We start from the raw sequence: 23,865 nt of genomic DNA, 5'->3' as shown, positions 1-23,865 counted from the left end.
GTTTCCAGTCCCATCTTTTATTTAGCCAACAATTGCGCCATTTTTAATCTCTGCATCAACTGTAATTAATTTCAATTTACCATCATATTCCGCAGAAAGAATCATCCCTTGGCTAATTTCGCCTTTCATCTTACGAGGTTTCAAGTTTGCGACAATCACAACTTTCTTACCTAATAAGTCTTCTGGTTCAGGATAAAATTCTGCCACACCGGATAAAATTTGACGATGATCAGGATCGCCAGCATCTAATCTAAATTTTAATAATTTATCGGCATTTTTTACTTTTTCAACTTGGATAATTTCAGCAACTTTTAGTTCATTTGGTTCAAATTGATCAAATGTTGTTTGAGGTAACGTTAAGTTTAAAGTTACGTTTTCAGGATTCCAGTCTGCTGCATCCTCATCGGCATCAACGTTGTTAACTGCCATTGCCTTACGTCCCTTTTTCTTATCTGAAACAGTCATTTGATCTTTAATGTAGGCAATTTCTTCTTCAACGTCTAAACGTGGGAAAATAGGGGTTCCTTTTTCAACGACTACTCTATTTTCTGGGAAGTCAGAATAGTTTAACCCTTCAATCGCCATTTCTGCTGTATCTAAGCCAAGTTGCTCGAAAATTTCTTTCGGTGCATGCGTCATAACTGGTTGAATTAGGATCGCAATCACACGTAAACTAGCAGCCAAATGAACCATAACGCTATCAAGTTCAGCTTTACGTGTTTCATCTTTAGCTAAGACCCATGGTTGCGTTTCATCAATATATTTATTGGTTCTAGCAACTAATTTCCAAATAACATTTAAGCCATCTGAGAATTCCATTTTATCCATTAATTCAGTATATTCAGTAATGACATCTTCAGCCGTTTGACCTAAATCACCATCAAATTCAGTAACATTGCCTGTTAATGCTGGAATTTTACCGGCATCATATTTGTTAATCATCGCAACGGTTCTGTTTAGTAAATTACCTAAATCATTAGCCAAATCAAAGTTCACACGTGAAACGAAATCTTCTGGTGTGAAGACTCCGTCGTTACCAAAAGGTACAGCACGCATTAAGTAGTAACGGAGTGCATCTAAGCCATAACGTTCAACTAACATCTCAGGATAGATAACGTTCCCTTTTGATTTAGACATTTTGCCATCTTTCATCAATAACCAGCCATGCCCAAAAATTTGTTTTGGTAAAGGTAAGTCAAGCGCCATCAAAATAATTGGCCAATAAATCGTATGGAAACGCACGATTTCTTTACCAACCATATGCACATCTGCAGGCCAGAATTTATCGAATAATTCAGTATCATCTGAGCCATAACCTAAGGCTGTAATATAGTTTGCTAAAGCATCAATCCAAACGTAAACAACATGTTTAGGATTACTCTTAACTTTAACGCCCCAATTGAATGTCGTTCTAGACACAGCTAAATCTTCCAAGCCAGGTTTAATAAAATTATTTACCATTTCATTTTTACGTGATTCTGGTTGGATAAAATCAGGATGCTCTTCATAATATTTAAGCAGGCGATCGGCATATTTACCCATTTTAAAGAAATATGATTCTTCCTTAACTAAGGAAACTTCGTGACCACTTGGTGCTTTACCACCAATCATCTTACCAGCATCATCCCGGAAAACTTCAGCCAATTGTGATTCTGTGAAGAATTCTTCATCAGAAACAGAATACCAGCCCTCATACTCACCTAAATAAATATCGCCTTGTTTAAGCAATTTATCGAAGATATATTGCACCGCTTTTTCATGTTGATCATCCGTTGTACGAATGAATTTATCATTTGTAATCTCAAGTGTTTTCCATAATGCTTTAATATCGCTAGCCATACCATCAACATAAGCTTGAGGTGTTGTCCCTAATTCTTCAGCTTTTTGTTCAATCTTCAAACCATGTTCATCTGTCCCTGTTAAGAAGAAAACATCATAACCTTTTTGACGTTTATAACGAGCAAGCACATCACAAGCAATTGTTGTGTATGAATTCCCAATGTGTAATTTACCAGATGGATAATAAATTGGTGTTGTTATATAAAATGTGGGTTTTTCTGTCATTTTTAAGACCCTTTCCGTATCATGTTTCGTTTGTATTTTAACATTCGTTCTGTATAAACTCTTTCATAGTATATCATAGTTTTTAACCGGTTTTAAACAATAAAAAGAGCCAATCCGTGAGTTTCACAGACTGTCTCCCTTGAAATTATCGTGCATATTTTTGGAATTGACGAATAATCATAATTTCTTTTTCGGACAATTGCCCATCTAAAATGGTAATTAAAATTCGCCCCACTCGTCTTGGATCTTGTTTTAAAGCTGTGATGCTGAACGTAATTGCTGACACCATCAAAGTTAATAATAACCCTTCACTTTTTGTAAAAACTGTTCCGAATAACGTAATTGGATCGCCACCGAAAAAACTGACACCACCAAAATAAAACAGAATAAAATCAAAGAACCGTTGGAAATAAGTTAACCATTGCAACCTGTTTTTTAGACGATTTAATCGGGTAAAAATTTCGCTATGTTCCATTATTTTCGCAGCCATCCCTTCATTATCATTTAATATCAAAGCTAACCAGTTGATTCTCAACAAAGTCCGTCATATATTGATGAACATCATCTTTTAAAATATAAGGTAAAACAGGAATCAAATCTGGGGTTAATCCGAAATTTTTGTCATCCAAAGCCCACTCAATTGGAAAATCACTTAAGATTCCTTCACGCATTTTTTGAGGATATTGCGCACCAAATGGTTGCGTTAATGTTATGTGAAATAAAGCAATCGAAGCTTGATAGGCGTGATTCACTGACCATTCAAGATGACCTGTTGGCACACATTGCGCTTCGGTAACTTGCATCCCTGTTTCTTCGAACATTTCACGGAGCATACCTGCCAATTCAGATTCATCTTCTTCACGCTTACCACCAATACCATTCCACAGACCAGCGTATGGCTTTTTTAACCGATTTAACAATAAAATGTCGTCTCCAGCTGTGATGACTGCCAGATTATACTTAGCTAGCGCCACCATTATTCCACAGGCCTAATCAAAAAGCGCATGTTAATTGTTTGCATCAATTCTAATACCGTCATATCGTAGGTATGCAAAATAGTCTCTTTGGCATCGGCCTTTTTAGGTACCGTAATGACAAACGCATTTTGCTGGTCATTTTTCTGAATACCAATATATGCAGATGCAAAATTAACGTTACTTTTAAATTCAGAATGCATAATATCAAACAATTGGCGAACTTCTAATTTTAATTGACGTTCACTAAAAACGGGGGTTAACGTTGCAAATGTTGTTAAATACATTTTAGGCAGTTTCCAAGCTTCAAGTTGTGCATCAAATGCTTTAAACAACGCAACAGTAGCACGACGCGCTTCAAACGGTGCCCGTAAGTTATGTGCCGTTAAAATTTCTAATAATTTAAGTGTTGCATTAGTTGAAACGGGATAAAATTCTAAAAACTTTTCAGTGATTTGCTCTGAATCTTCATTTTGAAAGAAAACTAAAGCATCCAAAAGTGTGATTAAACGGTACATTCCCCATTCATCTGGTCCCTTACCTTCTTTAGGCTCAGCAGTTACTGTGGCTAAAATTCCTTGGTAGAATAATTCTCTAATATGATCATCAATAAAGCCATTTTCTTCTTGTAATCTGAAAATTGTTGCATGTAAAATAGTGTCGTAAAGTTGCGTAGCTGTGGCGTTGATTTTGTCATCAATATCAAAATCATCCGTCGTCATTTTCAACATGAGTTCAGGTGCTTGATTCAATTGTAGGAAAAAATGAAATAATTCATGTGAAATTAAATAATCTGGCGCCGTAATATCAGTCACATTAATTATAAAATTACCGTCTTCCAATCGAGATTCAACTTGTTCATGTTTAATAAAACCTACTTTTTCACCACCACATTGAATTTTAATTTCCCCTTTAAACTGTTTCTTAATTTCTGTTATTAAATTCTGTGTATTTTGTTGTAACGTAATCTCAGCCATCTTTAATTATCCCCTTTTTGTCTTAATTCTTTTAATTTTTGTATTGCAATCGCAGTATCCGGTCGTCTTTCATTTTTTAATAGCGTCGTTAATTGTCCCACTTCTTCATTATTAGCGCCAACTTTAACCGCTAACGATTTCAGTTGCAGAGCCATATGCCCTTTTTGAATCCCGTTAGAAACAAGGGCTTTAAGTGCTGCTAAATTTTGCGCTAACCCCACACTCGCAATGACGCTAGCTAACTCTTTTGCTGAAGTCACACCCATTATTTTTTTGTTAAGCTGAACCATTGGAACGATATCAATTGAGCCACCAACAAATCCAATCGGCATTGGTAATTTAATTTTCCCAACTAGCTTATCGCCAACAATTGCCCATGTCGTCAAGCCTCGATAATGACCATCTTTGCTCGCATAGGCATGTGCACCTGCTTCAACAGCCCGCCAATCATTGCCAGAACCAATTAATGCCGCATCAATCCCATTCATAATACCTTTATTATGTGTGACAGCACGATATGGGTCAAGTTGCGCCACTCGACTCGCAGTCACCATTTTTTCAGCTAACTGCTCACCACTAATTTCTGCAGAAGCCAACAACGCAAAAGGAATTGAACACCTTGATTCAACTAATGATTCTGTCGCATAATTGGATAAAATACTCATCAAAACAACCTGTTTAAGGTTCATTTTAAGCTCTTCACCAACTGCTTCCATCATCGTATTAACACTATTTGCGCCCATTGCTTCCTGGACATCCACCGCCAAATCAACCGATATTAAATCATCAGCCAATTGACGTGTCCGTACCCAGCGTGCACCACCACCACGTTTAACAAGGGATGGACGCGCCATGTTCGCAATTTCAATTAAATGTGATTTTTGGCTATCCACCCAATCCATAGTAGCCGTTGCATCATCGACATTTTCCAAAATCACTTGGCCAATCATTAATCGTGAGTCAATTTTTGTCGTAAAACCACCTGCAGACGCAATAATACGCGCACCATTATTACTTGCGGCAATGACGGAAGGTTCTTCCGTCACCATTGGCACAGTCACTTCTTTTTGATCGACCAGATAGTGAAAGGCAATCCCCTCTGGCAAAGTAAAATCGGCGATGTAATTTTCAGTCATTTGATTTCCTAATTCATGATTAAGAGAATGTGCTTCGATTTTATTTTTTTCATCATTTGTAATAACACTACTATTTAATAACGTTTTTAATCTATCTTGCCACTTTTTATTATAAAATTTTATCATTATTTTAGTCCTTTTTGTTATTTTCTACTTTTAGTAAGGAAAATAAATGGTTTCTCAGACTATTTTACGCTATTATAAAGAGATAATATATTACTTTTAAAAAAAAGGGGCGTACTAAAATGAAAAAATTATTAAGTCTTGCCAGCGTGTTATTGATTGCTCTTGCTTTAACAGCTTGCGGCAAATCTAAAGACACATCTTCTGATCTAACACAGACTAAAGGCACTTTAACGATTGGACTCGAAGGCACTTACCGTCCTTACAGTTACCATGATAGTAACAATAAGCTAACTGGTTTTGAAGTTGAGCTTGGTAAAGAATTAGCTAACAAGATGGATTTAAAACCTAAATTTGTCGAATCAAAATGGGATTCATTAATCGCCGGACTGGACGCTAACAAATATGATGTGGTTTTAAACAACGTTGGGATCACAAAAGAACGTCAGGCTAAATACAATTTCACATCACCTTACATTTATTCAAAATCGATTTTAATGGTTAAACAAAATAACACAACTATTAAATCAATTAAAGATATTAAAGGTAAAAAAATGGCCCAAACAGTCACAAGTGAAAATGGTGCAGACGCCAAACGTCTTGGTGCTACAGTTGTGTCAACAGATGATTTTTCAAATACAATTAGTTTAATTTTAGATGGTCGCGCCGATGGTTCCATTAATAGTAACGACGCCGTTTACTCATACTTAAAAGAAAAACCTGGTACAAAAATCAAAACAATCTCAACAGGTTCAGAGATTCCAACCTTAAAAGTTGCTGGCTTAATTCAACAAGACAATCCTAAATTACAAAAGAAATTAAACAAAGCACTTAAAGAATTACGTGCCGACGGTTCATTAACTAAATTATCTAAAAAATATTTTGGTAACGACATCACTAAAAAATAATTCAAAAAAGACTGGTGCAAAATCCATTTTGTCATCAGTCTTTTTTTATTAAACGAGATTAAGAGAGGGTCATCATTCATGAAACTTATTATGGATTCACTCCCAACCATTTTAGAAGCTGGGATTCGTTATACCATCCCTTTGACGATTATTTCATTTGTCATTGGTATCATCATCGCGATTATAACTGCATTAATCCGAATATCAGATATTAAAAAAGGCAGTCTTTTTACAAGAATTTTAAAAGGCATCGGTAAAGCTATCTTTTCATTTTACGTCTGGATTTTCAGAGGAACGCCTTTGATTGTACAATTGTTCATTTTATTTTATGGGTTACCACGGTTACCAGCGCCTTATACCGTTGAATTTGGTGCATTTACTGCTGCCGTTATCGTTTTTTCATTGAACGTTGGCGCATATGCCTCTGAAACAATCCGTGCAGCTATTTTATCAATTTCAAAAGGCCAATGGGAAGCTGGCTATGCCATTGGAATGACGCATACAACCGTGTTACTCCGGGTCATTTTACCACAGGCAGCTCGCGTATCATTACCACCTTTATCAAATAGTTTCATTGGTTTACTAAAAGATACCTCATTGGCTTTCTCGATTACGATTGTCGAAATGTTCTCTGTCGGGCAGCAAATTGCAGCGAGAACCTATGAACCCATGACTTTATACTGTGAAGTTGCGGTCGTCTATTTGATTTTCTGCTCAATTTTGAATATTGGTCAATATTACCTAGAAAAAAGAACATCCCGTTATATTAAAAACGCTTAGGAGGTCTTAACTTTGATTAAATTTGAAAAGGTAAATAAATATTTCGATCAACATAAAGCATTAAAATCGTTATCATTCGAATTACCAGAACACGAAACAACCGTCATTGTTGGGCCTTCCGGTTCCGGAAAATCAACATTGTTACGCTCATTCAACCTGTTAGAACAACCTGAAGAAGGGCTCTATTCATTGGATGAAAAGGTCATTGACTTTGCTCAACCAATCAGTGAAAAAACAATTTTGGCAGTCCGTCGTCAAACTGGGATGGTTTTTCAAGACTATAATCTATTTCCCCATTTAACCGTTTTGAAAAACGTCATGGAAGGACCCCTGCACGTTTTAAAGGAACAAAAATTGATTGTTGCGCAACGCGCCGAAGAACTTTTAGAATTAGTTGGTCTCTCAGACCGTGCTAATTACTATCCAAGTCAATTATCTGGTGGGCAGCAACAACGCGTAGCCATCGCCCGAGCAATGGCCATGAATCCAAAGTATTTATTATTTGATGAACCAACTTCTGCGTTAGATCCAGAATTAGAAGCTGAAGTTTTGAAAGTTTTACTCAAATTAGATGCAGAAAAAAAATCAATGATCATCGTGACACATAATATGGCTTTTGCTAAAGCTGTTGCAAATAATATTATCTTTTTAGAAGACGGAAACATTTTGTTTAACGGTTCACCTGATGAATTTTTCAATCATCCCTCAGAACGTATCCAAAAGTTTTTGTCAGCAATGACATTTGAAGATATTTTACCTAAATAAGCATGACTATGGGCCAAAAATAAAGCCAAAAATAAATCTGTTCAACTAACAGGTTTCTTTTTTTTATTTAAAATTTAATCTTCTTAAAAAAATATGTTCATCTCATCAAATTTTAATGCTATACTAATTTTTCAAAGACTTTAAATACGGGCAGAAAGGATTATCATTTTGACTCATATAAATAGTAAAACATATTTTTTAAGTTTCTTTTTATAAAATCTTGCTCGCGTTTTACCTCACGCAGTCTTAACTGTAATTTTATTAGATAAAGGCATGACAATTGGTAAGATTGCCATTATACAAAGCTTTTTTATGATTGCTGGATTACTTTTTGAATTTCCTTCTGGAATTATAACCGATATTTGGTCTGAAAAAATAATGTATCAATTATCATTAGGTCTACTCGCCGTATCATATTTTATTATCATGATTTCATATGATTTTTATTTTCTCTGCTTTTCATGGTTTATCTATGGCATCAGTAACGCTGCAATCAGCGGTTCTTTAGAATCCTATTTTGTCAGGCGTTTCAAAAATGATGAACGTAAAATTAAGTCATTCAATATAAAGTATAATAATATTAATCTTTATAGCGGTCTCATTGGTGGTGGCATGGGATCCTTTATTTATAGTTATTTTTCGGACAATTTATATATAGTGTCATTGGTTATCATTATGATTTCTTTTTTGATTATTTCATTTGGATTTAAAGATAATAAGGCTGAATTTGTCGAACGACCCACTTTAAAAGACACCCTAAACGATATAAAAAATTTAAAACATAATAACAAGTTACTATTATATATTCTCAGTTTGGGACTATATCAAATCATTCTCCAACTATTTTTCCAATTCTGGCAAGTTATGTTCTTAGAGAAGTTTTTCAGTAAAAAATATTTTGGTATTATCTATATCGTATTTCAATTAATTGCAATTTTAAGTAATTATATTTTTGAAAGAGTTAATTTAAAAAATAAATACCTATTATTAATAGCATCATTATCCGTTTTATTGCTATTATCCGTATGTATAACTAATAAATTATTATTTGTGATAACAATCATATTATTTTTAATCCCATTCAATCTTTATAATAATCAACTTGTTATTGATATTCAAAAACAAGCTTCCATAAAAAATGTCTCATCGATTATGTCTCTTGCTGGTACCGTTGGCAGTATTGTCTCTATGCTATTTTTATGGAGCATGGGCATTTTAGATACCTTTTATTCATTTAACACGATCGCATTAATTATGATTCTTTTTTTCATGATGACATCTATCTTGCTAATAGTTACCTCAAAAAGATTAACCCATAGCTAACTCGTTTTAGTTATAAAAATGCCCCTAAAGTTTTTCAGCTTTAGGGGCACCAGTAACGATTAATATCTTTTTATTTACCTAATTTAGTTGTTAAATAACCTTCACGCACGCCACTTTCAGAGAAAATGACCCCGACAGAATTCAGATATTGTCCTAAAACAACCACTGGTGCAATTCCACCCACGATAATATCAGCACGGTTAGAAGCTATCCCACTAACCTGTGCACGCTTTTTAGTTGTTAGTCCGACTAAGTCCTCAAAAGTAAGTGAAACAGCCTTACGTGATAATTGATAGCCATTTATCGCTTCTGTGTTAACTAACTTCTGTTTTTTACGATTTAAACGACCGATAATCCGATTTGAACCACCAAGTAATACAAGTGGTAATTCGCTGGCATCTTTTAACCAATCTAATTTTTGAAAAGCGACCATTAAATGCTCCGTCAATCGAAATAATTCTTTACCTGTAATTTGATCATTTTTTAAATATTTTTCAGATAAAGTCACAGCGCCAAACGGCAAACTCACAAGATGGGCTACTTTTCGATCAACGACATGAATAAGTTCACTGCTTGCGCCACCTGTATCCAAAATCAAGCAATCACGAATCGGTAAAGCCTCCATGACACCCATATAGTCATAATAAGCTTCATCATCGCCACTTAGAACTTCAATATCAGCACCAACAGCTTCTTTGATACGACGCAAAAATTCTTTTTGATTTCGAGCCATTCGAACAGCAGCAGTTGCAATTCCATGCACCGCAACTGGTCCATAAACATCATATTGTTTTTTAAAACTAATCAAAGCATCAATCGTCCTGGACATTGCATGCTCTTGCAATACGCGAGATTTCCCCATCCCTTCGGACAATCGCGTTTCCGACTTTAATCGTTTGATTTCTTTAAATTGTCCATTATCAAGTTGTTCATTAATTGATAATCGAACTGAATTTGAACCCAAATCCAATAAAACAAACTTTTCCATTTATAACTCACCTCATACTAAATCGAAGAAACGGTCCACAACAGAACTAGTTAAAATAATTAATCCCAATTGCATTTCTAACTTCGTTCAAGGTTTGATTTGCAACAACATTAGCTCTATCGCTACCAGCTTTTAACATTGCATAAACAGCTTCAGGATCTTTAGCAAATTCAGCACGTCGTTCACGAATAGGTGCCAATTCAGCTTCAAGTACGTCATTTAAATAACGTTTAATTTTAACGTCACCCAAACCACCAGCTTGATATTGTGCCTTAAGATCCGCAATTTTTTTAGTATCTTTACCAAAGATATCGAGGTAAGTAAAAACCATGTTACCTTCAATTTTACCAGGATCTTCAATATGAATATGATCTGGATCGGTATACATTGACATCACTTTTTTCTTTAATGTTTCAGCATCATCAGCAAGGAAGATTCCATTTCCCAATGATTTACTCATTTTGGCATTACCATCTAAACCCGGTAAACGTCCCTGCCCTTTTGGAGGGAAGACGCCTTCTGGTTCAACCAGAATATCCTGTTGATAAATGGTATTAAAACTTCTCACAATTTCACGTGTTTGTTCAAGCATAGGTTCTTGATCATCACCAACAGGAACAACTGTCGCTTTGAATGCAGTAATATCAGCCGCCTGGCTAACTGGATAAACAAAGAAACCTGCAGGAATACTGCGTTCAAAATTCTTTTGTTGAATCTCAGCTTTAACCGTAGGATTACGTTCCAAACGAGAAACGGTCACCAAGTTTAAATAGTAGCTTGTTAATTCCGTTAAGGCAGGAATTTGAGATTGTACAAAAATAGTTGATTTGCTGGGATCAATGCCAACAGCTAAATAATCTAAAGCAACTTGAATCAAACTGTTCTTAATTTTCTCCGGATCACGCGCATTATCTGTTAATGCTTGTTGATCAGCAATCATAATAAATGTCTCGTAATCGCCAGAATTTTGCATGTCAACACGATTCTTCAATGAACCAATGTAATGCCCAATATGTAACTTACCAGTGGGACGATCTCCCGTTAAAATCACTTTTTTTGTCATATTTATTCTCCCTTTCTATCTATAAAAAAAGTCCTATTGCTAATAAATAACAATAGGACGACTGTCTCGTGGTACCACCTAAATTGCAGAATAAAATTCTGCCACTTACCGATAAGGAGGTTACCCAAAATTCTCATATATCCAATTCAGGTCGCCACCATACCTTTCAGCAAAATCAGTATGTCCCTGTTGTAGTCGGCGTCCCTACTTCGCAATAATCAATGAATTATCTATTGGTATAAGTGTAGCGTGTTCCACCACAAAAATCAAATAATATTAAATACTAGACGAACATTTTAAAAACCTTTAAACTAGGTCAATAGTACAAGGAGGCCATTAAGATGTCAGAAGAAGAAATCGAACAACAAAGAGTTGATTCAGTTGTCGAAGAAATTGAACAACAATCGATTAAAACAGCTGCACTATATGAAAAAGCGCATAAAGAAACATCATCGGTCGAAAAAAATTATGTTGATAATGCAAAAATTAATACATTCGAAATTGATGATCGAATTGAAACAAATGCTGAAGTCCAACAACAAAAACAATTAGTAGCAACAACCATTCAAACTGAAGAAATACTAGAACGACAAGTACACACTTTAGACCAATTAGGCGATTCACCCTATTTTGGCCGTATCGACATTCAAGATGATGGCGATCCAGAACAGGAACAACTCTACATTGGCTTAGCCTCATTAGTAGATGACCACCAAAACTTCTTAATACATGATTGGCGAGCACCCATTTCAAGTATTTACTACAATGGTGCATTGGGTCACGTTTCATATGAAACACCACAAGGTAAACAAATGACAGAACTCTCAAAAAAACGCCAATTTCAAATTAAAGAAGGTCAAATTTTATCAATGTTTGATACCAACGAAACAATTGGTGATGAATTATTGCAACAAGTATTAGGCGAACAAAGCGATGCACAGATGAAAAATATTGTTTCAACCATTCAACAAGAACAAAATACGATTATCCGAGATACCACAAGTGACCTATTAGTCGTACAAGGAGTAGCCGGAAGTGGCAAAACATCCGCCATTTTGCAGCGTATCGCGTTCCTACTTTATCATTCACGAACATCATTGAATGCTGATCAAATTATATTATTTTCTCCAAACCTACTATTTAGTCACTACATTTCAGATGTTCTACCCAGTTTAGGTGAAAAAAATATGCGCCAAGTCACCTTAGCCGAATTTTTCTCAAATCGATTCCAAGGATTAAAAGTTGAAACTTTATTTGAAAACTATGAATCAAATCCAGATCATCAATTAGCTGCTATTAAAGGCAACGAACGATTCAAAGAAACCATTGAAACTTACCTAAACTCAGTTTCTTCTTCTGATTTAGCTTTCACCGATATTGTTTACGAAGGAACACCATTCTTTGAAAAAAAAGAAATTTCAGACATATTCACACATCTACCACAGAATATGTTATCAGCAGATAAATTTACTGCAACCAAAAATACATTAACCAAACGGTTAAAAGCCAGAATCACTGAAATGTCTGAATCTGACTGGATGCGTGAAGAAATTGATTCATTATCTGATTCCCAATATGAAATGTATTTACTAGATTACGAACGCGATGAATTCGACAATGTAGATAATGAAATTTCATATATTGGTACTATTATACTAAAAGATCGATTTAACATTGTCTATGATGCCATTTACAATAACTACTTTATAGATATCTACGAACAATATGCAAAATTTCTTGAAACGACTATTTCATCGGAAGCAAAAAATACTTTCCAATTAAACCTAGAACTTCATAAGATTACATTGTCAGATGCAGCACCATTATTACTACTACGAGATTTGTTAACAGGAAGTGGTCAGAACAGAAATATTGAGCACCTGTTCATTGATGAAATACAAGATTATTCACCTCTACAACTTTTATATCTAAAAAACTGCTTCCCTAATGCCAAATTAACACTTTTAGGTGACAGTGAACAAGCGTTATTTTATGATTTAGTTTTACCAACCAAGTTTTTAAAAAATTTAAATCGGATTTTACAAATTAAAAAAACAAACTTAATTATTTTAAATAAAAGTTATCGGTCAACATTTGAAATTACCAATTTTGCAAAATCCTTGCTCCCCGATGGAAACAATATTGAATCTTTTACACGTCACGGTGAATTACCAAAAATTTACTTTAGCAAGAATCGACCTACTGCATTAGCATCTTTAATCACATTAATTGAAACTAGTGAAAAAAAGGATCAACCAGTAGCAATTATCACTAAAAATTTAACAGACTGTAAGCTCCTTTACAATGAACTTAGATCATCAGTAAAACTAACGATGCTTGTAGATGGCGATAGAAATATCCCAGCAACAACAATAATTTTACCTATTTATTTAGCTAAAGGTTTAGAATTTGATTCAGTCGTTGCCTTTGATATTTCAAAAAAAACTTATGTATCACAAAATGATCTTGGAAACCTGTATACTCTTTGTTCACGAGCAATGCATTCATTGTCTATTTTTTCAATTGAAGCGATGTCTCCATTACTAGAAAATTCCATAAATAATTCTAATGTTCTTATTGTTTAAAGATTGATTTTTTTGAAGTATTACTATAAACTTTTATAGTAATGCCGCTTTAGCTCAGCAGGTAGAGCATCACCATGGTAAGGTGGGGGTCGCCGGTTCAAATCCGGCAAGCGGCTTTTTAATATAATTATTTGTACAAAAAAAACACATTAACAATTAAGTTAATGTGTTTTTTATTTAGCATGGCAACGTCCTACCCTCGCAGGGGGCGACCCCCAACTACTCTTGGCGCTAAGAAGCTTAACTTCTGTGTTCGACATGGGAACAGGTGTATCCTTCTTGCTATCGCCACCACACTCTTTTTTTTGAGAAAACTTATTCTCTCAAAACTAGCTAATATTTATCATTGATTTTTAAGCCGTACACCGATACACACCACTTTGTGGTTAAGTCCTCGACCGATTAGTATTGGTCCGCTCCATACATCACTGTACTTCCACTTCCAACCTATCTACCTGATAATCTTTCAGGGGTCTTACTTCCATAAAGGAATGGGAAATCTAATCTCGAGGTGAGCTTCACACTTAGATGCTTTCAGCGTTTATCTCATCCATACATAGCTACCCAGCGATGCCCTTGGCAGAACAACTGGTACACCAGAGGTATGTCCATCCCGGTCCTCTCGTACTAAGGACAGCTCCTCTCAAATTTCCTACGCCCGCGACGGATAGGGACCGAACTGTCTCACGACGTTCTGAACCCAGCTCGCGTACCGCTTTAATGGGCGAACAGCCCAACCCTTGGGACCGACTACAGCCCCAGGATGCGATGAGCCGACATCGAGGTGCCAAACCTCCCCGTCGATGTGGACTCTTGGGGGAGATAAGCCTGTTATCCCCAGGGTAGCTTTTATCCGTTGAGCGATGGCCCTTCCATACGGAACCACCGGATCACTAAGCCCGACTTTCGTCCCTGCTCGACCTGTAAGTCTCGCAGTCAAGCTCCCTTGTGCCTTTACACTCTGCGAATGATTTCCAACCATTCTGAGGGAACCTTTGGGCGCCTCCGTTACCTTTTAGGAGGCGACCGCCCCAGTCAAACTGCCCACCTGACACTGTCTCCCACCACGATTAGTGGCGAGGGTTAGAGTGTTCATACAACGAGGGTAGTATCCCACCAATGCCTCCTCCGAAACTAGCGTTCCGGTCTCTACGGCTCCTACCTATCCTGTACAAGTTATACAAACACTCAATATCAAGCTACAGTAAAGCTCCATGGGGTCTTTCCGTCCTGTCGCGGGTAACCCGCATCTTCACGGGTATTATAATTTCACCGAGTCTCTCGTTGAGACAGTGCCCAAATCGTTACGCCTTTCGTGCGGGTCGGAACTTACCCGACAAGGAATTTCGCTACCTTAGGACCGTTATAGTTACGGCCGCCGTTTACTGGGGCTTCAATTCTGGGCTTCGCCGAAGCTAACTCATCCTCTTAACCTTCCAGCACCGGGCAGGCGTCAGCCCCTATACGTCATCTTACGATTTTGCAGAAACCTGTGTTTTTGATAAACAGTCGTTTGGGCCTATTCACTGCGGCTGACCTTTCGGTCAGCACCCCTTCTCCCGAAGTTACGGGGTCATTTTGCCGAGTTCCTTAACGAGAGTTCTCTCGCACACCTTAGGATACTCTCCTCGACTACCTGTGTCGGTTTGCGGTACGGGTAGTTATATTCTAACTAGAAGCTTTTCTTGGCAGTGTGACATCAGTTACTTCGCTACTTAATTTCGCTCCCCATCACAACTTGTCCTTAAAGTTAAGCATTTAACTCAACTTCAAACTTGTTGCTTGGACGCACATATCCATCAGTGCGCTTTCTTAGCCTGCTGCGTCCCTCCATCGTTCAAACAAATATAACTAGTACAGGAATCTCAACCTGTTATCCATCGTCTACGCCTCTCGGCCTCGACTTAGGTCCCGACTAACCCTGGGAGGACGAGCCTTCCCCAGGAAACCTTAGTCATTCGGTGGACAGGATTCTCACCTGTCTTTCGCTACTCATACCGGCATTCTCACTTCTAAGCGCTCCACTAGTCCTTACGGTCTAGCTTCGTTGCCCTTAGAACGCTCTCCTACCACGGAACCCTAATGGGTTCCATCCACAATTTCGGTAACATGTTTAGCCCCGGTACATTTTCGGCGCAGAATCACTCGACTAGTGAGCTATTACGCACTCTTTAAATGGTGGCTGCTTCTGAGCCAACATCCTAGTTGTCTATGCAATTCCACATCCTTTTCCACTTAACATGTATTTTGGGACCTTAATTGGTGGTCTGGGCTGTTTCCCTTTCGACTACGGATCTTATCACTCGCAGTCTGACTCCCGGATATAAATCAATGGCATTCGGAGTTTATCTGAATTCAGTAACCCTAGATGGGCCCCTAGTCCAAACAGTGGCTCTACCTCCATGATTCTTAATTCCGAGGCTAGCCCTAAAGCTATTTCGGAGAGAACCAGCTATCTCCAAGTTCGTTTGGAATTTCTCCGCTACCCACACCTCATCTCAGCATTTTTCAACATACATGAGTTCGGTCCTCCAGTGCGTTTTACCGCACCTTCAACCTGGACATGGGTAGGTCACTTGGTTTCGGGTCTACGTCTACTTACTATGGCGCCCTATTCAGACTCGCTTTCGCTACGGCTCCGTCTTATCAACTTAACCTCGCAAGCAAACGTAACTCGCCGGTTCATTCTACAAAAGGCACGCTATCACCCATTAACGGGCTCTAACTATTTGTAGGCACATGGTTTCAGGAACTATTTCACTCCCCTTCCGGGGTGCTTTTCACCTTTCCCTCACGGTACTGGTTCACTATCGGTCACTAGGGAGTATTTAGCCTTGGGAGATGGTCCTCCCGGATTCCGACGGAATTTCTCGTGTTCCGCCGTACTCAGGATACTGCTCTGAGAGATTTTCATTTAGCGTACGGGGCTATCACCCTCTACGGCGAGTCTTCCCAGACTCTTCTGCTATAAAAATCTTTGGTAACTCAAATGAGCAGTCCTACAACCCCAAGAAGCAAGCTTCTTGGTTTGGGCTCTTCCCTGTTCGCTCGCCGCTACTTAGGGAATCGATTTTTCTTTCTATTCCTGCAGGTAATTAGATGTTTCAGTTCCCTGCGTTTACCTCTATATAACCTATGTATTCAGTTAATAGTAACAGTCGATTAAAACTGCTGGGTTCCCCCATTCGGAAATCTCCGGATCAAAGCTTACTTACAGCTCCCCGAAGCATATCGGTGTTAGTCCCGTCCTTCATCGGCTCCTAGTGCCAAGGCATTCACCATGCGCCCTTGATAACTTAACCTAACTTTACATAAAGCAAAGTGGTTTTGTTAAGAACTACGTTCTTAACTAATAAAACGCGGTGTTTCTCGGCTTATTGCTTAAAAATTTAATAAATATTATCTAGTTTTCAAAGAACAAATTTTTTGAGAGTAAACCCCTCAAAACTAAACAAATTTTCGACAAGTGTGTAGGTTTCCGTAATATTCCTTAGAAAGGAGGTGATCCAGCCGCAGGTTCTCCTACGGCTACCTTGTTACGACTTCACCCTAATCATCTGTCCCACCTTAGACGGCTGGCTCCTAAAAGGTTACCTCACCGGCTTTGGGTGTTACAAACTCTCATGGTGTGACGGGCGGTGTGTACAAGGCCCGGGAACGTATTCACCGCGGCATTCTGATCCGCGATTACTAGCGATTCCAACTTCATGTAGGCGAGTTGCAGCCTACAATCCGAACTGAGAACGGCTTTAAGAGATTAGCTTAACCTCGCGGTCTCGCAACTCGTTGTACCGTCCATTGTAGCACGTGTGTAGCCCAGGTCATAAGGGGCATGATGATTTGACGTCATCCCCACCTTCCTCCGGTTTGTCACCGGCAGTCTCATTAGAGTGCCCAACTTAATGCTGGCAACTAATAATAAGGGTTGCGCTCGTTGCGGGACTTAACCCAACATCTCACGACACGAGCTGACGACAACCATGCACCACCTGTCATTCTGTCCCCGAAGGGAACGGCCTATCTCTAGGTTTGTCAGAAGATGTCAAGACCTGGTAAGGTTCTTCGCGTTGCTTCGAATTAAACCACATGCTCCACCGCTTGTGCGGGCCCCCGTCAATTCCTTTGAGTTTCAACCTTGCGGTCGTACTCCCCAGGCGGAGTGCTTAATGCGTTAGCTGCAGCACTGAAGGGCGGAAACCCTCCAACACTTAGCACTCATCGTTTACGGCATGGACTACCAGGGTATCTAATCCTGTTTGCTACCCATGCTTTCGAACCTCAGCGTCAGTTACAGACCAGAGAGCCGCTTTCGCCACTGGTGTTCTACCATATATCTACGCATTTCACCGCTACACATGGTGTTCCACTCTCCTCTTCTGCACTCAAGTTATCCAGTTTCCAATGCATTTCTTCGGTTGAGCCGAAGGCTTTCACATCAGACTTAAAAAACCGCCTGCGTTCGCTTTACGCCCAATAAATCCGGATAACGCTTGCCACCTACGTATTACCGCGGCTGCTGGCACGTAGTTAGCCGTGGCTTTCTGGTTAGATACCGTCACTAGGTAAACAGTTACTCTTACCTACATTCTTCTCTAACAACAGAGCTTTACGATCCGAAAACCTTCTTCACTCACGCGGCGTTGCTCCATCAGACTTTCGTCCATTGTGGAAGATTCCCTACTGCTGCCTCCCGTAGGAGTTTGGGCCGTGTCTCAGTCCCAATGTGGCCGATCACCCTCTCAGGTCGGCTACGTATCATTGCCTTGGTGGGCCTTTACCTCACCAACTAGCTAATACGCCGCGGGTCCATCCAAAAGTGACAGCTTACGCCGTCTTTCATTATCAAACCATGCGGTTTAACAAATTATGCGGTATTAGCACCTGTTTCCAAGTGTTATCCCCCTCTTTTGGGCAGGTTACCCACGTGTTACTCACCCGTTCGCCACTCAATACCTTCGGTGAGTGCAAGCACTCGGTGAAGATATTGCGTTCGACTTGCATGTATTAGGCACGCCGCCAGCGTTCATCCTGAGCCAGGATCAAACTCTCATATAAAAATTTGATTGCTCTTATTGTTTTGTTGCTTTTTAAAACTAGCGAATTGACTTCGCAAATGTTTGCTCTTAACTCTTAGTTAAGAGACCCTACACATTTGATTTGTCGAAAATTTGTTCAGTTTTCAAAGATCTACTTGGTTGCTTTTGACAACTTTTATATCATATCAATTGTCACATTGTTTGTCAAGAAGTTTTTTATTCTTAATTAAATGTTCATTTTGAATTAGTTGTTTACTGCTGAAGCAACGTTTATTACTTTACCAAGAATAACGCACTTCGTCAAGCTTTTATTTACAATAAATCGAAATTTACGAATGTAACCGAAAACATTCATGGAAATCAGCCATTTTTATTAATTAAATAAAAAAATAATCTCAAAAAAAGACTAATTAAGCCTAATTTTGAAATTATTTTCAACAAATAATTATTAAAGTTTATCTAACTTATTTCATTATGCATTAACGCGACCTAACCAATATTTCTTTTTACCACGACGAATAATAACAAATTTACCATCAAATTCTGTATCTGGATCAATCATAGCTTCTAAATCTTGAATTTTTTCACCATTAATTCGGATTGCACCATTTGTAATATCTTCACGTGCTTGACGTTTTGATGATTCAATTGTTGTATTAACTAATAATTCAACAATATTTTCTGGTTCTGCTTCTAACTCAACTGAAGGCATATTTTTAAATCCTTGTTCAATTTCACTTGTTGTTAATGCTTTCACTTCTCCTGAAAATAGTGCTGCAGAAATATGTTCTGCTTCAATGACAGCTTCTGGACTGTGAACGAATTCAGTTACTTCTCGTGCTAAACGACGTTGTGCCTCACGTTTTTCTGGAGCTGTTTCTACTGATTTTTGGTATTCAGCAATTTCATCTGACGTTAAGAATGTGAAAAATTTCAAATACTTCACAACATCCCGATCATCTTGATTCAACCAAAATTGGTAAAATTCATATGGCGTTGTCTTTTCTGGATTTAACCAAACTGCACCACCGGCTGTTTTACCAAACTTAGTTCCATCAGCTTTCAGCATTAACGGAATTGTTAGTCCATATGCTTTGGTATCTGAACCGAGTTCTTTATGAATAAGATCAATTCCAGCCGTGATATTTCCCCATTGATCAGCACCACCAATTTGTAATTGAACATCGTGATGCTTATGTAAATGGAGGAAATCGACTGATTGTAAAATTTGGTAAGTGAATTCTGTGAATGAAATTCCTACTTCTAGGCGACTTGCAACGACATCTTTTGCGAGCATGCTGTTCACATTAAATAACTTACCGTAATCACGTAAGAAATCAAGCAAACTTATTTTTGATAACCAATCATAGTTATTTACGATTGAAATATTTGAATCTTGTCCAAATAATTTTGTCATTTGGGCCGTAAGGGCTTGTTCATTATGATGAACTTGTTCCATTGATTGGAGAACACGCTCTGAATTCTTACCACTTGGATCACCAATTGAACCTGTCCCACCACCGATAATAATATAAGGATGATGTCCTGCTAGTTGAAACCTTTTTAACATCATAAATGGAATTAAGTGTCCAATGTGCATACTATCGCCTGTTGGATCAACCCCACAATATAAGCCGATTGATTTTTCAGCCGTTAACTCACGTAACCCAGCTTCATCTGTTGTTTGGTTAATAGCATCGCGCCATTCTAGTTCGTCAATAATATTCATTTCTGTTTCCTCCTATATAATAGATGTATAAAAAAATCCCCAATATCTAAAAAAGATATCAGGGACGAATTAATTTCCGCGTTACCACCCAAGTTATTATCTATTATAGTAGATAATCGCTCAATCATCGTTAACGAGATGACCCGTTGTTAGCTCCATAGCGTACTTCACTTATCGACATTCTCTGATTCACAGCGCCCATCAGATTCCTTTGCGATTGGTCGATAAATTACTGAACTACTTCATCACTTATAGCTATAATATACGTATCTTAAGCCTAAATGTCAATTTTTACCATGAACATTTTAACCATCTAATGGGCAGTTTTATTGCTTTCTACTTTGTTGTTCGATACAATTTACTTACAAATTAAAAGTACCCTAGGAAGAAGATGAATCCAATGACACAAAAAGAAACCATGTCAGCCGTTGTGATTGATGAATTCGGTGGACAAGATCAACTTAAACAACGCGAAGTACCTATGCCTGAAATGACTGCAGATCAAGTTATTATAAAAGAAAAAGCAGCTGGGATTAACCCTATTGATTGGAAGACACGTGAAGGTTATTTACAACCTATGCTCAAATGGTCTTTCCCTATCATCTTGGGTTGGGACGTCGCCGGTGTCATTACTGAAGTCGGCGCCAACGTAACCGACTGGAAAGTTGGCGATGACGTTTTCGCCCGTCCTGCTACAACTCGTTTTGGTACATACGCTGAATATACAGCTGTTGATGCTAATTTACTTGCACGAAAGCCTGAAAATATTAGCTTTGAAGAAGCTGCGGCCGTTCCTTTAGCTGGATTGACTGCATGGCAAGCACTTTTTGATCATGGTCACTTACAAAAAGGTGAAAAAGTCTTCATTCATGCCGGTTCAGGTGGCGTTGGTTCTTTTGCTATCCAACTTGCTAAATCCGTTGGCGCTTACGTCATTACGACAACCAGTTCAAAAAACCTTGATTTTGTTAAGGGACTAGGTGCTGACCAAGTGATTGATTACAACCAAACAGATTTTACGGAAGTTTTAAAAGATATTGACCTAGTTATTGATACAATTGGTGGTAAAGCTCAAGAAAAATCAGTTGGTATCTTAAAACACGGTACAGGTCGTCTCGTTGCCATTACTGGTATTGATTCTGAAAAAACATCAGGACTTGCTGAAGCTAGAAAAGTGACTTTCAACTCCATTTGGTTAGAACCTAATGGTGAAGAATTAACTAAAATGGCTGATATGCTTGAAAATGGCACTTTAAAGGTGATTTTAGACTCAGTTCATGAGTTCTCTGCTGAAGGTGTGGCAGAAGCCCATGACCGCAGTGAATCACATCATGCGCTCGGCAAGATTGTCGTTCGCTTCAAATAATGCCCCCCACTTATAGCAATTCAGACTTTTCTTGTCTGAATTGTTTTTTTGTTACTAAAAGTAACCACTTTTTCTGGTATTAAGTAAGCGATAGCATTATAATACTTATGAAGAATAAAATTTTGCAAAAAGGGGTTTTGCTATTATGACAGAAAAAATTAATGCTTCAGATGCAATGCTTAAAGTTTTAGAAGATTGGGGCGTTAAAACCGTCTATGGGTTACCTGGTGGCTCATTTGATTCAACAATGAACGCGTTACATAACCGTAAAGATACGATTAATTATGTACAAGTTCGCCACGAAGAAGTTGGGGCACTTGCTGCAGTCGGCGAAGCTAAAGTAACTGGTAAATTAGGCGTCGCTTTTGGTTCTGCTGGTCCTGGTGCTGTTCATTTATTGAATGGTCTCTATGATGCTAAACATGATGGCGCTCCTGTTCTTGCTTTAGTTGGACAAGTTGGCACACAAGTCATGAATACAAATTACTTCCAAGAAATGAATGAAAATCCAATGTTTGAAGATGTTGCTGTTTATAACCGTACCGCTACAACACCTGAGAATTTACCTGTTGTTGTTGATGAAGCTATTCGTCAAGCATACAAACACAATGGCGTGGCCGTTGTTACTATTCCAACTGATCTTGGATGGCAAGAAATTGATGATACTTTTGTTTCAACAGCTGCAACTCATCAAACACCACTTTACCCAATGCCTCGCGATAAACAAATTCAAGATGCATTAGATATTTTGACAACAGCTAAAACACCTATTATTTATGCTGGTAAAGGAATTCGTGGTGCTGGTAAAGAATTAATTGCACTATCTGAAAAATTATCATTACCAATCGCAACATCTGCACTTACTAAAACGATTATTCCTGATGATTACAAAGCTTACATGGGTTCTGCCGGCCGTGTTGCCAGCAAACCTGGTGTTGAACTTCTCCGTGGGGCTGATGCCGTTCTCTTCATCGGAACTGATTTCCCATTTGGTGAATATTTCTTCTCTCCAGATGCTAAATTCATTCAAGTCGACATCGATTCTGAAAAATTAGGTAAACGCCATGCTGTTGATGTTCCTATTTTGGCTGATGCTAAGGAAACTTTAATTGCCTTAAATAATGCTGTTAAAACACCTATTGCACCAACTAAATGGTACAAAGCAGCCATTGCTAACAAAGAAAACTGGTTTAAATGGATTGATAGCTTCAATGAAGATGATAGCAAAGAACTTCGTTTCGAACCTGTCTTCAATGAAATCAACAAAATTAAAGAAGACGACGCTATTTTCCAAATCGATGTTGGTAATGTAACTATCGAATCAATGCGTTTCTTACGTCTTGGTGAGAAAAATAAATTCACGACATCTGCATGGTATGCAACCATGGGCTATGCTTTACCAGCCGCAATTGGTGCTCACTCTGCATTCCCAGACCGTCAAGTTTTCTCAATTTCTGGTGATGGTGGTTGGGCAATGGTTATGCAAGATGTCTTAACACAAGTTAAGTACAATATGCCTATTATTAACGTTGTCTTGAGCAACAAAGAACTTGGCTTTATCCGTGCTGAACAAGATGATAAACAACAACCACATTCAGGTGTTGATTTAATTGATGCTGATTGGGGTGCCGTTGCAACTGATATGGGTGCCAAAGGTTACACGGTTCGTACATTAGCAGAATTAAAAGCTGCTTTTTCTGCAGCTAAAGGATCAAAAGTGCCCGTTGTCATCGATGTTAAAGTGACATCTGATCGTCCACTTCCTGTTGAACAATTAGTTATTGATCCTAAAACACAAGATCCAGAAGCTGTTAAAGCTTTCACTAAAAAATACCAAACTGAAGGTTTAATTCCATTCCGTGAATTCCTTGAAAATCAAGATTAATTAACAAATCTGAGGCTTCAAAAGTTGGCTAACGCTGATTTTTGAAGCCTTTTTTATCGTCATTAATACGTTACGCAATTAGTCGCTTTATTTTTTTATTTTCAATAATTAACGACATTTTTTGCCCAATTAAAAAAGCCCCAACCATCATAGCCGGGAACTT

Annotated in this window: 15 protein-coding genes, 1 tRNA gene, 3 rRNA genes and 1 other annotated feature; of the genes, 8 read left to right on the top strand and 11 right to left on the bottom strand. The window is 38.1% G+C overall.

All coding sequences use genetic code 11. The features are described 5' to 3' along the window. Positions 1 to 21 precede the first annotated feature (21 nt). The 5 genes from metG to ACVPPR_RS00630 all read right to left on the bottom strand — a co-directional run bounded on the left by metG (position 22) and on the right by ACVPPR_RS00630 (position 5,277). A complete protein-coding gene (metG, locus tag ACVPPR_RS00650) occupies positions 22 to 2,064 on the bottom strand; it encodes a methionine--tRNA ligase (protein ID WP_462304343.1) in 2,043 nt (680 codons plus the stop codon). A 145-nt stretch (positions 2,065 to 2,209) separates the two neighbouring features. Further along, entirely contained in the window at positions 2,210 to 2,554 is a 345-nt protein-coding gene (locus ACVPPR_RS00645; RefSeq protein WP_462304342.1) for a hypothetical protein, read from the bottom strand. Between the two features lie 10 nt (positions 2,555 to 2,564). Beyond that, positions 2,565 to 3,041, bottom strand: a complete 477-nt coding sequence (locus ACVPPR_RS00640; protein ID WP_462304341.1) for an NUDIX domain-containing protein — start codon at positions 3,039 to 3,041, stop codon at positions 2,565 to 2,567. Continuing rightward, a complete protein-coding gene (locus tag ACVPPR_RS00635) occupies positions 3,041 to 4,015 on the bottom strand; it encodes an IpaB/EvcA family protein (RefSeq protein WP_462304340.1) in 975 nt (324 codons plus the stop codon). Before ACVPPR_RS00635 ends, ACVPPR_RS00640 begins: the two co-directional genes overlap by 1 nt. Positions 4,016 to 4,017: 2 nt before the next feature. Beyond that, the gene (locus ACVPPR_RS00630) at positions 4,018 to 5,277 is read right to left on the bottom strand and encodes a hydroxymethylglutaryl-CoA reductase, degradative (protein ID WP_462304339.1); all 1,260 of its coding nucleotides are present in this window, start codon (positions 5,275 to 5,277) and stop codon (positions 4,018 to 4,020) included. A 119-nt stretch (positions 5,278 to 5,396) separates the two neighbouring features. On the opposite strand from ACVPPR_RS00630, the gene ACVPPR_RS00625 reads away from it, so the two are divergent. From ACVPPR_RS00625 to ACVPPR_RS00610, 4 genes are all read left to right on the top strand, one after another. Further along, positions 5,397 to 6,182: a transporter substrate-binding domain-containing protein gene (locus tag ACVPPR_RS00625; RefSeq protein ID WP_462297768.1), complete on the top strand. Its 786-nt coding sequence runs from the start codon at positions 5,397 to 5,399 to the stop codon at positions 6,180 to 6,182. Positions 6,183 to 6,260: 78 nt separating this feature from the next. Then, a complete protein-coding gene (locus tag ACVPPR_RS00620) occupies positions 6,261 to 6,962 on the top strand; it encodes an amino acid ABC transporter permease (RefSeq protein ID WP_462297767.1) in 702 nt (233 codons plus the stop codon). A gap of 12 nt (positions 6,963 to 6,974) precedes the next feature. Beyond that, positions 6,975 to 7,727, top strand: a complete 753-nt coding sequence (locus ACVPPR_RS00615; protein ID WP_462297765.1) for an amino acid ABC transporter ATP-binding protein — start codon at positions 6,975 to 6,977, stop codon at positions 7,725 to 7,727. Positions 7,728 to 7,982: 255 nt separating this feature from the next. After that, entirely contained in the window at positions 7,983 to 9,050 is a 1,068-nt protein-coding gene (locus ACVPPR_RS00610; protein WP_462304777.1) for an MFS transporter, read from the top strand. Positions 9,051 to 9,120: 70 nt separating this feature from the next. On the opposite strand, the gene ACVPPR_RS00605 is transcribed toward ACVPPR_RS00610, so the two are convergent. Then, positions 9,121 to 10,038, bottom strand: coding sequence for a Ppx/GppA phosphatase family protein (locus ACVPPR_RS00605; RefSeq protein WP_462304338.1), 918 nt, complete (start codon positions 10,036 to 10,038; stop codon positions 9,121 to 9,123). Positions 10,039 to 10,084: 46 nt separating this feature from the next. Further along, positions 10,085 to 11,101 carry a tryptophan--tRNA ligase gene (trpS, locus tag ACVPPR_RS00600; protein ID WP_462304337.1) on the bottom strand — a complete coding sequence of 339 codons (1,017 nt, stop codon included), beginning with the start codon at positions 11,099 to 11,101 and terminating at the stop codon, positions 10,085 to 10,087. Positions 11,102 to 11,442: 341 nt separating this feature from the next. Here trpS and helD point away from each other — a divergent pair, with 341 nt between their 5' ends. Both helD and ACVPPR_RS00590 read left to right on the top strand, forming a co-directional pair. Continuing rightward, positions 11,443 to 13,686 (top strand): RNA polymerase recycling motor HelD, encoded by a 2,244-nt coding sequence (gene helD / locus ACVPPR_RS00595; protein WP_462304336.1) that lies wholly within the window; start codon positions 11,443 to 11,445, stop codon positions 13,684 to 13,686. Between the two features lie 43 nt (positions 13,687 to 13,729). Further along, positions 13,730 to 13,802, top strand: a tRNA-Thr gene (locus tag ACVPPR_RS00590). A gap of 64 nt (positions 13,803 to 13,866) precedes the next feature. Here the strand turns inward: ACVPPR_RS00590 and rrf are convergent. The 4 genes from rrf to tyrS all read right to left on the bottom strand — a co-directional run bounded on the left by rrf (position 13,867) and on the right by tyrS (position 20,451). Then, positions 13,867 to 13,982: ribosomal RNA gene (rrf, locus tag ACVPPR_RS00585) — 5S ribosomal RNA — on the bottom strand. Between the two features lie 86 nt (positions 13,983 to 14,068). Next, positions 14,069 to 16,988 (bottom strand): 23S ribosomal RNA (locus ACVPPR_RS00580). Between the two features lie 192 nt (positions 16,989 to 17,180). Next, positions 17,181 to 18,741 (bottom strand): 16S ribosomal RNA (locus tag ACVPPR_RS00575). Together the 16S, 23S and 5S rRNA genes form the textbook arrangement of a ribosomal RNA operon. 453 nt (positions 18,742 to 19,194) lie before the next feature. Continuing rightward, on the bottom strand, positions 19,195 to 20,451 hold the full coding sequence (gene tyrS / locus ACVPPR_RS00570; RefSeq protein ID WP_462304335.1) for a tyrosine--tRNA ligase: 1,257 nt from the start codon (positions 20,449 to 20,451) through the stop codon (positions 19,195 to 19,197). Between the two features lie 57 nt (positions 20,452 to 20,508). Then, positions 20,509 to 20,706 (bottom strand) — a binding site (T-box leader). A gap of 136 nt (positions 20,707 to 20,842) precedes the next feature. Between tyrS and ACVPPR_RS00565 the strand changes: the two genes are divergently transcribed. Then, positions 20,843 to 21,817, top strand: a complete 975-nt coding sequence (locus ACVPPR_RS00565; RefSeq protein ID WP_462304334.1) for an NADP-dependent oxidoreductase — start codon at positions 20,843 to 20,845, stop codon at positions 21,815 to 21,817. Positions 21,818 to 21,962: 145 nt separating this feature from the next. Beyond that, entirely contained in the window at positions 21,963 to 23,702 is a 1,740-nt protein-coding gene (gene spxB, locus ACVPPR_RS00560) for a pyruvate oxidase (RefSeq protein ID WP_462304333.1), read from the top strand. Positions 23,703 to 23,865: the final 163 nt, after the last annotated feature.

This window comes from Dellaglioa sp. L3N (assembly GCF_054941095.1).
Note: the sequence above shows the minus strand (reverse complement) of the source record. Positions and strands in the feature narration are given on the sequence as shown.